This is a genomic window from Actinorectispora metalli (assembly GCF_056323685.1).
This window is the reverse complement of record NZ_JBREYE010000002.1, coordinates 567,887-581,689: the sequence shown is the minus strand read 5'-3', so window position 1 is coordinate 581,689 and position 13,803 is coordinate 567,887. Positions and strand designations below refer to the sequence as shown.

General features: G+C 69.2%; 13 protein-coding genes. 7 read left to right on the top strand and 6 right to left on the bottom strand.

From position 1 onward, the window contains the following. Positions 1-36 precede the first annotated feature (36 nt). Together ACU6XJ_RS22790 and ACU6XJ_RS22785 are read left to right on the top strand one after the other, a co-directional pair. A complete protein-coding gene (locus tag ACU6XJ_RS22790; RefSeq protein WP_476315341.1) occupies positions 37-1,026 on the top strand; it encodes a malate dehydrogenase in 990 nt (329 codons plus the stop codon). Between the two features lie 176 nt (positions 1,027-1,202). Continuing rightward, positions 1,203-2,354: an oxygenase MpaB family protein gene (locus ACU6XJ_RS22785; RefSeq protein ID WP_476315338.1), complete on the top strand. Its 1,152-nt coding sequence runs from the start codon at positions 1,203-1,205 to the stop codon at positions 2,352-2,354. A gap of 79 nt (positions 2,355-2,433) precedes the next feature. On the opposite strand, the gene ACU6XJ_RS22780 is transcribed toward ACU6XJ_RS22785, so the two are convergent. Together ACU6XJ_RS22780 and ACU6XJ_RS22775 are read right to left on the bottom strand one after the other, a co-directional pair. After that, positions 2,434-2,961, bottom strand: coding sequence for a DUF3558 family protein (locus ACU6XJ_RS22780; protein ID WP_476315335.1), 528 nt, complete (start codon positions 2,959-2,961; stop codon positions 2,434-2,436). Between the two features lie 74 nt (positions 2,962-3,035). Then, entirely contained in the window at positions 3,036-3,638 is a 603-nt protein-coding gene (locus tag ACU6XJ_RS22775) for a TetR/AcrR family transcriptional regulator (RefSeq protein WP_476315332.1), read from the bottom strand. A 185-nt stretch (positions 3,639-3,823) separates the two neighbouring features. Here ACU6XJ_RS22775 and ACU6XJ_RS22770 point away from each other — a divergent pair, with 185 nt between their 5' ends. The 5 genes from ACU6XJ_RS22770 to ACU6XJ_RS22750 are packed head-to-tail and all read left to right on the top strand — an operon-like array spanning position 3,824 to position 8,625. Next, a complete protein-coding gene (locus ACU6XJ_RS22770; RefSeq protein WP_476315329.1) occupies positions 3,824-5,116 on the top strand; it encodes an APC family permease in 1,293 nt (430 codons plus the stop codon). Positions 5,117-5,130: 14 nt separating this feature from the next. Beyond that, positions 5,131-5,850, top strand: coding sequence for a sugar isomerase domain-containing protein (locus tag ACU6XJ_RS22765; RefSeq protein ID WP_476315327.1), 720 nt, complete (start codon positions 5,131-5,133; stop codon positions 5,848-5,850). A gap of 46 nt (positions 5,851-5,896) precedes the next feature. Further along, the gene (locus ACU6XJ_RS22760) at positions 5,897-6,133 is read left to right on the top strand and encodes a three-helix bundle dimerization domain-containing protein (RefSeq protein ID WP_476315324.1); all 237 of its coding nucleotides are present in this window, start codon (positions 5,897-5,899) and stop codon (positions 6,131-6,133) included. A 39-nt stretch (positions 6,134-6,172) separates the two neighbouring features. Beyond that, entirely contained in the window at positions 6,173-7,807 is a 1,635-nt protein-coding gene (locus ACU6XJ_RS22755) for an AMP-binding protein (RefSeq protein ID WP_476315321.1), read from the top strand. Next, a complete protein-coding gene (locus tag ACU6XJ_RS22750; protein WP_476315318.1) occupies positions 7,804-8,625 on the top strand; it encodes a maleylpyruvate isomerase family mycothiol-dependent enzyme in 822 nt (273 codons plus the stop codon). Before ACU6XJ_RS22755 ends, ACU6XJ_RS22750 begins: the two co-directional genes overlap by 4 nt. Before the next feature lie 132 nt (positions 8,626-8,757). On the opposite strand, the gene ACU6XJ_RS22745 is transcribed toward ACU6XJ_RS22750, so the two are convergent. The 4 genes from ACU6XJ_RS22745 to ACU6XJ_RS22730 form a co-directional block, all read right to left on the bottom strand. Then, positions 8,758-10,692, bottom strand: a complete 1,935-nt coding sequence (locus ACU6XJ_RS22745; protein ID WP_476315315.1) for an ABC transporter ATP-binding protein — start codon at positions 10,690-10,692, stop codon at positions 8,758-8,760. A 71-nt stretch (positions 10,693-10,763) separates the two neighbouring features. Continuing rightward, the gene (locus ACU6XJ_RS22740) at positions 10,764-11,495 is read right to left on the bottom strand and encodes an enoyl-CoA hydratase/isomerase family protein (RefSeq protein WP_476315312.1); all 732 of its coding nucleotides are present in this window, start codon (positions 11,493-11,495) and stop codon (positions 10,764-10,766) included. Between the two features lie 117 nt (positions 11,496-11,612). Further along, positions 11,613-11,822, bottom strand: a complete 210-nt coding sequence (locus ACU6XJ_RS22735) for a helix-turn-helix domain-containing protein (protein WP_476315309.1) — start codon at positions 11,820-11,822, stop codon at positions 11,613-11,615. A gap of 226 nt (positions 11,823-12,048) precedes the next feature. Further along, on the bottom strand, positions 12,049-13,677 hold the full coding sequence (locus tag ACU6XJ_RS22730) for an ABC-F family ATP-binding cassette domain-containing protein (RefSeq protein ID WP_476315306.1): 1,629 nt from the start codon (positions 13,675-13,677) through the stop codon (positions 12,049-12,051). Positions 13,678-13,803 lie beyond the last annotated feature (126 nt).

The window sequence follows — 13,803 nt, the reverse complement described above, 5'->3', positions numbered from 1 at the left end:
TGGCGACTTGAAGAATTCACGAGGAGGAGACACTCGATGGCCAAGGCCCCGGTCAAGGTCGCCGTCACCGGCGCAGCCGGACAGATCGGCTACGCCCTGCTGTTCCGTATCGCGTCCGGCCAGCTGCTCGGCGCCGATGTGCCGGTACAGCTCCGCCTGCTGGAGATCCCGCAGGCACTCAAGGCCGCCGAGGGCACCGCGATGGAGCTCGACGACTGCGCCTTCCCGCTGCTGTCCGGCATCGAGATCACCGATGACGCCAAGAAGGCCTTCGACGGCGCCAACGTCGCGCTGCTGGTCGGCGCACGCCCCCGCACCAAGGGCATGGAGCGCGGCGACCTGCTGGAGGCCAACGGCGGCATCTTCAAGCCGCAGGGCGAGGCCATCAACGCGGGCGCGGCCGAGGACATCCGGGTGCTGGTGGTCGGCAACCCCGCCAACACCAACGCCCTGATCGCCCAGGCGCACGCCCCCGACGTGCCCGCCGAGCGCTTCACCGCCATGACCCGCCTTGACCACAATCGCGCGCTGTCGCAGCTGTCGGCCAAGCTGAACGTGCCGGTCTCCGAGATCAAGAAGCTCACCATCTGGGGCAACCACTCCGCCACCCAGTACCCCGACCTGTACAACGCCGAGGTCGGCGGCCGCAACGCCGCCGAGGCCGTGAACGACGAGGCCTGGCTGCGCGACACCTTCATCCCCACCGTCGCCAAGCGCGGCGCCGCCATCATCGAGGCCCGCGGTGCCTCCTCCGCGGCCTCCGCCGCCAACGCCGCCATCGACCACATCCACGACTGGGTCAACGGCACCCCCGAGGGCGACTGGACCTCGATGGCCATCCCGTCGGACGGCTCCTACGGCGTCCCCGAGGGCCTGATCAGCTCGTTCCCGGTCACCTGCAAGGGCGGCAAGTACGAGATCGTGCAGGGCCTGGAGCTCAACGACTTCTCCCGCGAGCGCATCGACGCCTCCGTCGCCGAACTCGGCGAGGAGCGCGAAGCCGTCAAGCAGCTCGGCCTGCTCTAGGACACACCGGCGAGTGGTGACCGAAGTAGGAAAGTCGGTCACCACTCGCCGATAGAGCTGCCGCCCCGGCGACCGGACCAATATTGAGTGCTAACCACCCGAACGATTCCTGGCGTTCGGAGCAGTCAGCGGCTGCACTGGGAAGTGCCATTATCGGGCTAGGCGGAGGCGGCGATATGCTCGACATACAGGCCCTGGATGCTCTGAAATTCCAAGGCGATCCGCTCGCGGACGCTGTGATCGGCGACCTCGTGGCCAGTGGTCGAATCAGGGTGGTCAACGAGGTGCTGGCCCACTTCCGGGACAACGACCAACCCATCCCGGAGCAACTGCCGGATTCGGTGCGCGCCTACCTGATCGCGACCGACGCCCCACCCGCGTGGGCCGATCTCGACCGAGTGGCAGATGCCTACGAGTTCTTCGTCGACGACGGGATGCACGTCGCCTCGGTGCTGTCCTTCGGCGCGATGGTGAACTGCTACGCCCAACCCCGGCCCTCCCGGGTTCTGGCGCTGACCCATCGGCTCAACCAGCCGCACCGGCGGCTGTCGGAGACCTCCCAGTTCGTGCTCAACCTGATGGCCAGGGAACCGTTCGGCTCGGGTGGGGCGTTCGTGCCCACCGTCCAGAAGACCCGGCTGATCCACGCCGCGGTCCGGCACTTCATCACCGCGTCCGGCCAGTGGGATGTCGAGGCCGACGGCGTACCGGTGTGCCAGCAGGACATGCTCGGCGCGTTGCTGATCTTCTCGGTGCAGGTCGTCAACGGGATGCGGCGGATCGGCATCTCGGTGACCGACGCGGAGGCGGAGAGCTACTACTACGTGTGGCGGGTGACCGGCGCGATGCTCGGCATCCCGGCCGAAGCCATGCCGGAAACCCTGGCCGAGGCCGAACGGCTCAACGCCGAGTTGGTCGAGGCGAGCTACGGCCCCTCCCCGGACGGCATCGAACTGACCCGCAACCTGCTGGAGCTGTACCAGCGGATGGTGCCGGGAAAGGCGTTCGACGGGGTGGTGGCCGCGATGGTCCGCCAAGTGGTGAACCCCGAGGTCGCCGACTGGTTGCGGGTGCCGCGCTCGCGCGGCTGGAGCCGCACGGTCCGTGCGGGCACCCACCTGATGCGGTGGCTCGAACGCAGCGAGGACCGCAACCGCGTCGCGACCACCATCCTGGACAAGGCGAGCAGCATTCTGCTCGGCGGCAGCGTGCGCACCCTCACCAACGGCCAGCCGACCGCGTTGAACATCCCGGCCGATCTACGGGAGAAGTGGCTGGCGGCAGGTGTCTGCCCGGTCGCGCACTCGGCGGCCGCACAGCTGCCCTGACCGGATTCGGCAGCCTCAAGCACCTGCCGGGACGCGGTTCAGGAACCTGACCGGCTCAGGTTCCTGAACCGACCTCGGGTCAGGGGAGTTTGGGCTCGGCGAGAGTGGCGATCTCCTTGGCCGTCTGGCAGGCCTTGGCGGTGTCCTCGCCGTTCTTGGCGAAGAACTCGGCGTAGGTCTTGGCGCTGGTGGACAGCGAGATCGAGCAGGTGCCCTTCTGCTGGATCTCCTCCACCTGCTCGCCCTTGTGCTTGCCGATGCTGATCTCGGTGGTCTTCGGGTACTTCTGCAGGTCGGAGACGCCGCGCTTGTCGTCCAGGGTGATGATCACCAGGGTTTCGTCGGCGCCCCACTCGCAGGCACGGGTGCCGCCGTAGTCGGCGGCGGTCTTGCCCTTGAGGTTGCGCTTGGCGGCCTCCTCGTCGGACATCAGGTCGCAGGCCTTGAGCTTGCCGATCGGGCTGTCCTCCGGGCCGGGTTCCTCCGACGGGGGCGGCTGGATCGAGGTCTGCTCGGAGTCCGGCGGTGCGTCGGCCTGGTTCTGCCCGCAGCCTGCCATGGTCGCCGCGGCCAGGATCATGGCCAGCGCCGCAACTGTCTTTCTCACGGTCGTTCGAACCTCATGCTTCTCCCCCCGCTGCCTGTGGATGCCGGGTAGCCTGCGTGCCCGAGCGGCACAAATCAAGAAGCGGCGTCCAAATCGACCCTGGCCGCATTGAGCAACGCGGCGCCCATCGCGTCGAAATCCGCTAGTCCGACGGCATCCAGGGTGTCCTCCGGCAGGGCCAGCACAGTGACCGCCAACCCGAGGAAGAAGGCGTCCAGCAGCCCGGAGGCGCGGGGCATCTGGGCCAGTCCCGCCGCCTTCTGGAGCGCGACGGCGGACTCGGCGTTGGCCTTGGCCATCTCGCCGACGGCGTGCTGGAGGGTGGGCCTGCGCACGCCTTCGAGATACAGCTCGAACAACGCAAGGAACTGGGTACGGCCGATGCCGGTGGCGCGCATGAGCATCGCGCGGTACAGCTGCACGATCTCGGCGGTGGTGACCTGCTGGGGGGTGAGCTCGCGGAGCCGGTCCACCGCGACCCGGTGCTGGTCGGCCATCCGCCAGGCGACGGCCTCCAGCAGGGATTCCCGCGAGGGGAAGTAGTTCTTGGTGGTGCCCAGCGGGACGTCGGCCTCCCGGTCGACCGCGCGGTGGGTCAGGCCACGGCTGCCCTCACGGGCCAGTACCTCGATCGCGGCATCCGCCAGGAGCCCGCGTCTCGTGCCGCGCTCGGCCATCTATGCTGGTCACTCCCCAACTGTCACAACAGCCACACCAGGCACTCCAGTCCCACCCTAGCTTTGGTACCACATGTGTGGTGATTTGGGGTCGATCTTGGTAAAGACTCGCGCATATGCGTTCCGGGCAGCCGCGGGACACCAGTACGGTTATGCCCGAAACGCAACGCGTCGGGAGTTGATAGATGCACGATGGGCAGACGCCACGGCTGACCCGCCGCCTCGGCACCGTCGACGCAGTCGTGATCGGTCTGTCCGCCATGATCGGCGCAGGCATCTTCGCGGCCTTCGGACCCGCGGCCGCCGCGGCAGGTCCGTGGATGCTGCTCGCGCTCGCGCTCGCCGGTCTGGTGGCCTACTGCAATGCGACCTCGTCCGCCCGGCTGGCCGCGCTCTACCCGGTTGCGGGCGGAACGTATGTCTATGGGCGCCAACGGCTTGGTGACTTCTGGGGCTACCAGGCGGGCTGGTCGTTCGTGGTGGGCAAGACCGCAAGCTGCGCCGCGATGGCGCTCACGGTCGGGCACTACCTCTCCCCCACCAACTCCAAGCTCCTCGCGGCCTGCGCCATCACGGTGCTGACCGGCCTCAACTACTTCGGCGTCCGCAAGGCCGCCTGGCTGAGCAGGCTGCTGCTGACCCTCACCCTCGTCGCGCTGGCGGTGGTGGCACTGGCGACGCTGGGCGGCGGAGAGGTCGATCTCGGCAGGCTCGTCGGCGCGGGCCACCCCGACCCCGGCGGGCTGTACGGCCTGTTGCAGGCCGCGGGCCTGCTGTTCTTCGCCTTCGCGGGCTACGCGCGGATCGCCACCCTCGGCGAGGAGGTCCGCGAGCCGGAACGCACGATCCCGAAGGCGATCTCCCTGTCGCTGGGCATCGCGCTCGGCGTGTACGCGGTCGTGGGTGTCTCGACGCTGCTGGCGGTCGGCCCGGACGTGCTGGCGGTCGCCGATGCCCCGCTGGTGGCGGCGACGATCGCCGGTGAGTTGGGTTTCCTCGGCCCGGTGGTGGCCATCGGCGGCGCGATCGCGGCGCTGGGTTCGTTGTTGGCGCTGATCCTCGGCGTGTCCCGCACCGGTTTCGCGATGGCCCGCGACGGTCACCTGCCGCGCTGGCTGAGCGCGGTGCACCCGCGGCACGGGGTGCCGCACCGCGCCGAGTTGGTGGTCGGCGTGCTGGCGGTGGGGCTTGTGCTGATCGCGGACCTGCGCACGGCGATCGGGTTCTCCTCATTCGGGGTGCTGCTGTACTACGCCGTCGCCAACGCCGCCGCCCGCACGCTGACCGACGCCGAGAACCGGCCCGCACGGTGGGTGCCGGTCGTCGGTTTCCTCGGCTGCCTCACGCTGGCCGCCACGCTGCCGGTCAAGGCGGTCGTCGCGGGTGCAGCGGTTGCGGTGATCGGCGCAGCGGTGTGGTGGCTGCGATCGGCGAAGATCGAGCCGAACCAGTCCGAGCGCGGCGTGCCCAGCGCCTGAACGAGGAGCGACACATGTCCAACGGCTTCGGCGAGCACATGCGGGAACACCTGGCCAGGGTCGGCGAGCACAACGCCTCCGCCGTCGCGGCCGCCGCGAAGCTCGCCCTCCAGTCGATCACCTCCGACGGCCTGATCGTGGCCGCGGGCTCGGGTCACTCGCTGTGCGGCGCGGCCGACGCCTTCCACCGCGCGGGCGGGTTGGCCTGCATCTACCCGATCTACCACCCGGACCTGTGGCCGATGACCGGCGCGGCCGCCGCGACCGCCGCCGAGCGCCGCAGCGGAAAGGCCGCCGAGGTATTGGGGGACTTCACCTTCTCCGCCCGCGACCTGCTGGTGGTGTTCTCCAACTCCGGTGTGAACCCCTACCCCGTGGAACTGGCCGCTCTCGGCCGCGCCGCGGGTGCCGAGGTGATCGGGGTGACCTCGCTGCCCGCCGCCGCGGCCGCACCGCGCCGGTCGGACAGCACGCTGGCGGAGCAGTCGACCATCGTGTTCGACACGCTGGTGCCCGCGGGGGACGCCGCCTATCCAGCGGATCAGCCGGTCACCGGTTCGCTGTCGACGCTGAGCAACGCCTACCTCTGGAACCTGCTGCTGACCTCGCTGCACGACCTGGCCGCGGCGCAGGACGTGGTGCTTCCGCTGTGGCGCAGCTCGAACGTGCCCGGCGGTGACGAGTTCAACCAGTCGATGCTGGACCGCTATCGCCCGCGGATCCCGCAGTTGTAACCGTTCCGTGGCCCGCCACTGGATCGGTGAATGTCAATCTGGATGCATGAGGGATGACAGCTGCCTGTACCGAGGCGAGTTGGCCAACGTTTTCGAGCGGGCCGCGGACGAGCTGATCTGCCGGTTCCACCCGCGCCAGCCGCTGAACGACATCGTGCACTGCGTCGAGAGCCGCTATGCCGCCTTGGCGGCCTCGGCATCCATACACACCCACCTCGCGGTGCTGGCCCGCAGGCAGTGCGCGGAGCAGCTAGCCGCTGAGGGCGTGTGCGAGACGGGCTGAGTCTGCGGCGATCACCGATGGTCCGGCAGACTGTTCGCCATGGCGCTTTCCTATGCGAGCGGCGTGTCGGACACTCCCCTGCTGGGCGAGACCATCGGCGCGAACCTGGAACGCGCGGTCGCCCGCTTCGGTCACCGTGAAGCGCTGGTCGACGTGCCCAGCGGGCAGCGGTGGACCTACGCCCAGCTCGACCAGGCGGTCGACCGGCTGGCCAGTGGGCTGCTCGGGTTGGGCGTCGAGAAGGGCGACCGGATCGGGATCTGGGCGCCGAACTGCCCGGAGTGGGTGCTGACGCAGTACGCCACGGCGAAGATCGGCGCGGTCCTGGTCAACGTCAACCCCGCCTACCGCAGCCACGAACTGTCCTTCGTGGTCAACCAGTCCGGCATGCGGATGCTGATCAGCGCGGTGAGCCACAAGGGCAGCGACTACCGCGCGATGGTCGAGCAGGTCCGCGGCTCCTGCCCCGACCTGCACGAGGTGGTCTACCTCGGCTCGGATGCCTGGTCGGCGCTGAGCACCGCCGTGTCCGAGGACGCCTTGGAGCAGCGGGCGGAGACGCTGTCCTTCGACGACCCGATCAACATCCAGTACACCTCGGGCACCACGGGCTTCCCCAAGGGCGCCACCCTGTCGCACCACAACATCCTGAACAACGGCTTCTTCGTCGGCGAGCTGATCGGCTACTCGGAAGAGGACCGGGTGTGCCTGCCGGTGCCGTTCTACCACTGCTTCGGCATGGTGATGGGCAACCTCGGCGCGACCTCGCACGGCGCCTGCATCGTCATCCCCGCGCCGAGCTTCGACCCGGTGGCCACGCTGCGAGCGGTGCAGCAGGAGCGCTGCACCTCGCTGTACGGGGTGCCGACGATGTTCATCGGGCAGCTGGACCACCCCGAGTTCGCCTCGTTCGACACCAGCAGCCTCCGCACCGGGATCATGGCAGGCTCGCCCTGCCCGGTGGAGGTGATGAAGCGGGTGGTGCGCGATATGCACATGGCGGAGGTGGCGATCTGCTACGGCATGACCGAGACCTCGCCGGTGTCCACCATGACCCGCATCTCCGACGACCTGGGCCGTCGAACGTCCACCGTGGGCACGGTGATGCCGCATGTCGAGGTGAAGGTCATCGACCCGGCCACCGGAACCGTGGTGCCGCGCGGCGAGACCGGCGAGCTGTGCACGCGCGGGTACTCGGTGATGCTCGGATACTGGGACCAGCCCGACAAGACCGCCGAGGCCATCGACGCCGGGCGGTGGATGCACACCGGCGATCTGGCCACAATGGACGATGAGGGCTACGTCAACATCGTGGGCCGCAGCAAGGACATGGTGATCCGCGGCGGTGAGAACGTCTACCCTCGGGAGATCGAGGAGTTCCTCTACGGCCATCCCGACATCGCCGACGTCCAGGTGATCGGCGTGCCGGACACCCGCTACGGCGAGGAGCTCATGGCCTGGGTGATCATGCGCCAAGGCCGGACGCCGCTCACCGCGGAGGCGCTGCGGGAGTACTGCGCGGGGAAGCTGGCGCACTACAAGATCCCCCGCTACGTCCACGTGGTCGAGGCATTTCCGATGACGGTCACCGGCAAGATCCGCAAGGTGGAGATGCGCGAGGCCGCCGTGGACATCCTCGGCCTGCACGACGCCGCGGCGGTACGCAACGCATGAGCAGGCTCGGCCCGCCGATCGACGTCCGCCCGCTGCTGCCCACACAGCACAACGCTTTTCTCGACCTGCTGCGTGGGCTCGACCGGGAGGACTGGGCTCGGCCGACCGCCTGTCCGGGATGGACGGTGCGGGACATCGCGGCCCATGTGCTGGGCGACCAGCTTGGCAGGCTGTCGATTCACCGGGACGGCTTCCAGGCACTGCACCCGCGTGATGGCGAGGAGTTCCCGGCTTTCCTGCACCGGATCAACGACGAGTGGGTGACCGCCGCCCGCAGGCTCAGCCCATCGGTGCTGATCGAGTTGCTGTCCGCCAACGGCGCCATGGTGGTGGAGTTCCTGAGCGGCCTCGACCCGGACGGGACCGCGTGGCCGGTCTCGTGGGCAGGGCCGGAGCCCGCCCCGGTCTGGCTGGATGTGGCCAGGGAGTTCACCGAGTACTGGACGCACCACCAGCAGATCAGCGAGGCGACGCACCGGCCGGGGCTGGTCGACGCCGAGTTTCTCGGTCCGGTGATCGACACGTTCATGCGGGCGCTGCCACACACCCTGCGGAACGCCGACGCCCCGGTGGGCGCGGCCGTGGAGGTTCGGGTCACCGGACCGGGCGGCGGTGTGTGGAGCTGCCGCCGTACGCCGGCGGGCTGGTCGCTGGGGGACGCCCGAACCCCGATCGCGGTGGTGCGGTTGGACTCCGACACCGCGTGGCGCCTGTGCACCCGCGGGATCAGCCCGGCTCAGGCCGCGCAACGGGCCGAGACCAGTGGCGATGCGGGGTTGGTTTCGGCGGTGTTGGAGATCGTGTCGATCATCTACTGAGGCAGGCCTGCACATCCCACACCGGCGAACCAAGTGCGGCGAACTCGGTCCGCCAGGTGTTGATGGGCATCGGTTGCACCGTGCCCGGATTCGGGGCGGCCGACTTCGACAGAAGCGCTGCGGCGCAGGCAGTCAGCTCCCGATCGGCTTTCCCTCGCCTGCGAGGACCGAGCCGTCGGGCGGGATGAACGCCGGGCTCACGCGGACGTCCACCGGGCTGTCACCGAACTGGGTGGCATGCAGGTCGGCGTAGCGCCCACCCGCCTCGAGCAGTTCGGTGTGGGTGCCGCGTTCGACCACCTCACCGTGCTCCACCACCAGGATCTGGTCCGCGGCGCGGATGGTCGACAGCCGGTGGGCGATCACCAAGGCGGTGCGACCCGCGAGCGCCTCGTTGAGCGCTTCCTGCACGGCTGCTTCCGATTCGGAGTCCAGATGCGCGGTGGCCTCGTCCAGAATCACCACCCGCGGCTGGGCGAGCAGCAGGCGGGCGATGGTGAGCCGCTGGCGCTCACCCCCGGACAGGCGGTAGCCGCGCTCCCCCACCACCGTCTCCAGCTGATCGGGCAGCGAGCGGACCAGCGTCTCCAGCCGGGCCCGGCGCAGGGCGTCCCACAGGTCGTCGTCGGTGGCCGTCGGACGCGCGTAGCGGAGGTTGGCGCGGATGGTGTCGTGGAAGAGGTGTCCGTCCTGTGTCACCACCCCCACCGTGCGGCGGATGGTGTCGAAGGACAGGTCGCGAACATCCACGCCGGACAGGCGGACGGCACCGGAGTCGGCGTCGTAGAGCCTGGGCAGCAGCGCGCCCATGGTGGACTTGCCCGCGCCGGAGGAGCCGACGATGGCGACCAGTCGGCCGGGCTCCACGCGGAAGTCGATGCCGTGCAGCACCTCCTCGCCGCCGCGGCCGTCGAGGACGCGGACCTCCTCCAGCGAGGCGAGGGAGACCTGGGTGGCCGCGGGGTAGCTGAAGCGCACGTTGTCGAACTCCACCGACACGGGGCCGTCGGGAAGCGGCTTCGGGTCGGCGGGCTCGGCGATCGAGGGCGGGAGGTCGAGTACCTCGAAGACGCGCTCGAAGGACACCAGCGCCGTCATCACGTCCACCCTGGCGTTGGCCAGTGCGGTCAACGGCGCGTACAGGCGGGTCAGCAGCAGCGCCAGGGCCACCACGGTGCCGGTGGCCAGTTCGCCCTGGATGGCGTACCAGCCGCCGAGGCCGTACACCAACGCCAGTGCCAGCGAGGACACCAGGGCGAGAGCGGCCATGAAGACGCGGGTGGCCATGGCGGTGCGGATGCCGATGTCACGCACCTTCGCGGCCCGGTCGGAGAACTCGGTGACCTCTTCGTCGGGGCGGCCGAAGAGCTTGACCAGGGTGGCGCCGGGCGCGGAGAACCGCTCGGTCATCTGGTTGTTCATCGCGGCGTTGAGACCCGAGTGCTCGCGGGTCATCGACGCCATCCGCAGGCCGACCCAGCGGGCGGGCAGCACGAACATCGGCAGCAGGACCAGCGCCAGCAGGGTGATCCGCCAGGACAGGGTGAGCATCACGGCCAGCGACAGCGCCAACTGGATGACGTTGGTGACCACGCCGGACAGGGTGGAGGTGAAGGCGCGCTGGGCGCCGATCACGTCGTTGTTCAGGCGGCTGACCAGCGCGCCGGTGCGGGTGCGGGTGAAGAACGCCACCGGCATGCGCTGGACGTGCTGGAACACCGCGCGGCGCAGGTCGAAGATCACGCCCTCGCCGATATGCGCCGAGAACCAGCGCTCGACGAGGCTCAGCGCGGCGTCGGCCACCGCGATACCGGCGATCAGCAACGCCAGCGTGATGACCACGCCCGCGTCGCCGCCGACCTCGATCGCGGTCACCACGCGGCCCGCCAGCACGGGCGTGGAGACCGCGAGCACCGCCGACACGATGGTCAGCAGCAGGAACATGACCAGCGACCGGCGGTGTGGCCGAGCGAAGGCCAGCACCCGGCGAAACGTACCGGGCGCCACCCGCTGCGGTCCTTCTGCCCGCTGTGTGAGGCCGTACAGAAGCGACCAGTTGCCGGTCATGTCACGCCTTTCCCAGCTGAAGCTCTACAGCTGAGTAAACACCGGCAAACGGCGCGTTCTTCCCCGGGGCGCTACTCCCGCTTCGGCGCCAGGAGACTCGCGAGCTCACCCAGCCTGCGCAGCTGAGCCTGCCGTTCGGCAACCAACTGGTCGCCATAGGCCGAACCCGCGGCGGCCGCGTGCAGCAGCCGCAGCGTTTCCGACGTCGCGCCGGGCAACGGGGCGAGCACGCTGGTCACCAGTGCGTCCACCGCCTGGTCGAGTTCGGCGGCGGGGACCACGGAGTTCGCCAGACCGATGCGCAGTGCCTCATCAGCGGGCACCCGTCGTCCGGTCAGGCAGATCTCCACGGCGCGGGCGTACCCGACGAGGTGCACCAGCGGCAGCGTGCCGCCGAGATCGGGCACCAGGCCCAGCGTCGTCTCGGCCATCGAGAACTTGGCGTCCTCGGCCACGACACGCAGGTCGCAGGCCAGCGCGAGCTGGAAACCGGCCCCGATCGCGTGGCCGTGTACGGCCGCGATCGTGACCCGTTCCGGTGCGCGCAGCCAGCTGAACGCCTCCTGGAACCGCGCGATGGCCGCCTCGGCCTGTGCCGCGGGTTCCAGGGCCAGCGCCGCCAGACCCTTGTTGCCGTCGAAGCCGTCCAGGGTGAACAGCCGCTTGTCGAGACCAGCGGAGAACGCGCGACCCGCGCCCTTGACCACCACCACCCTCACCTCTGGACCCAGGCCGTGCCCGATGGCTCTCAGCGCCTCCCAGGTATTCGGCGTTTGGGCGTTGAGCACGTCCTGGCGGTCCAAGGTGATCGTGGCCCGCTGGTCCTCGACCTCTAGGCGGAGACCACCCCGGTCGAGCAGCTCCTGATCGACTATGTCGCCTGCCTGGGGTGCAGGCGTTGTGTGCTGAGTCAGTTGTGCCTACTTCTTCTTGGTCCTGGTGGCTCCGCCGCGGCCCCGCAGGGTCACGCCGGACTCAGTGAGGACCCGGTGGACGAAGCCGTAGGAACGTCCCGTATTCTCTGCAAGTGAGCGAATGCTCGCGCCCTTCTCGTACTTCTTCTTCAGGTCAGAGGCCAGCTTGTCTCTTGCGGCGCCGGTAATGCGGGCGCCCTTCTTGAGGTCAGCCACCATGCTCCGCCTTCCTACCGAGCAGGTTGGGCCACGAAAGCCCCTATCAGCCGCAATGATCGAACACGAACCGCAGAAACGCCAGACGATCACCCAAAATCACGCTAACTAGCTCGCGTGTCAGGCTGGCGTTACTGGCTGTCAGGATCAGTACGGGGCTGTTCGGCGGATACCGCAGGGCCAAGAAGACCTCGATCACCCTCTGTTGACCTGCACCGGGCGAGTTTCAGGCCAATTGGACCAACTCAAGGTAGTCGGCCGACCAGTGATCCTCCGTGCCATCCGGCAAAAGGATCACTCGCTCGGGTTCCAACGCCTCCACCGCACCCGGGTCGTGAGTGACCAAGATCACTGCACCTTCGTACCGGCGCAGGGCATCCAGCACCTGTTCGCGGCTGGCGGGGTCGAGGTTGTTGGTCGGCTCGTCCAATAGGAGGACGTTGGCCGCGCTGGACACCAGGCCTGCCAGCGCGAGCCTGGTCTTCTCGCCACCCGACAGGGTGCCCGCGGGCTGATCCAGCTGCTCGCCGGTGAACAGGAAGGTGCCCAGCAGGTTCCGCAGCTGCTGCTCCGGAGTGTCCGGGGCGGCGTGCCGGATGTTGGACCACACGCTGGCCTCATGGTCCAGGGTCTCGTGTTCCTGGGCGTAGTACCCGACCCGCAGGCCGTGGCCGGGAATGACCTCACCGGTGTCGGGCTTCTCCTTGCCGCCGAGCAGGCGGAGCAGGGTGGTCTTGCCCGCGCCGTTGAGGCCCAGCACCACGACCCGGCTGCCGCGGTCGATGGCCAGGTCAACGCCGGTGAAGATCTCCAGCGAGCCGTAGGACTTGGACAGGCCCTCCGCGGTGAGCGGGGTCCGCCCGCACGGCGCGGGTGAGGGGAAGCGGATCTTGGCGACCTTGTCGGCGACCCGCACCTCGTCCAGGTTGGACAGCATCTGCTGGGCGCGCCGCGCCATGTTCTGCGCAGCCACGGCCTTGGTGGCCTTGGCGCGCATCTTGTCGGCCTGCGCCATCAGCGAGGAGGCCTTCTTCTCGGCGTTGGCGCGCTCGCGCCGCCTGCGCTTCTCGTCGGTGGCGCGGGCGTCCAGGTAGCGCTGCCAGCCCATGTTGTACAGGTCCAGCTCGCTGCGGGTGGCGTCGAGGAACCACACCTTGTTCACCACGGCGGCCAGCAGCTCCACATCGTGGCTGATCACCACGAGGCCGCCGTCGTGGCCCTTGAGGAAGCCGCGCAGCCAGGTGATCGAGTCGGCGTCGAGGTGGTTGGTGGGCTCGTCCAGCAGCAGCGTGGTGCCGGATTTGCCGCCAGCGCCGGACTCGGAGGCGGCGAAGAGGATGCGGGCCAGCTCGATGCGGCGGCGCTGACCGCCGGACAGGGTGCGCAGGGGCTGGTTCAGGATGCGCTCTTCCAGGCCCAGGTTGGCGCAGATGCGCGCGGCCTCGCTTTCGGCGGCGTAGCCACCCAAAGTGGAGAAACGCTCCTCCAGGCGCCCGTAGCGGCGCACGGCGACGTCCCGCTCGTGGTCGTCCACGAGCTCGGCCATCGCGGTCTGCGCCTTCTCCATCTCACGGAGCAACTGATCCAGCCCGCGGGCGGAGAGCACGCGGTCCTTGGCGACGACGGAGAGGTCGCCCTCGCGGGGGTCCTGCGGGAGGTAGCCGAGCTCGCCGGAGCGACGCAGGTCACCGGCGTAGGGCTCGCCCTCGCCCGCCAGCACCCGCAGCGAGGTGGTCTTGCCCGCGCCGTTGCGGCCGACCAACCCGATGCGGTCACCCGGTTGGATGCGCAGGTTGGCGTCGGCGAGCAGAATGCGCGAGCCTGCGCGCAGTTCCAGGCCTGTTGCTGAGATCAAGGGAAGACTCCGGGGATCGCGTGGTCGGGGGCGGCGGCGTCCGGCCCACCGCCCGTAGACGGCGGGCGTGCTGGCGGCTTAGCTCGCACGGACCACGTGAAGAAGTATACGGGCATCCTTCGAGTG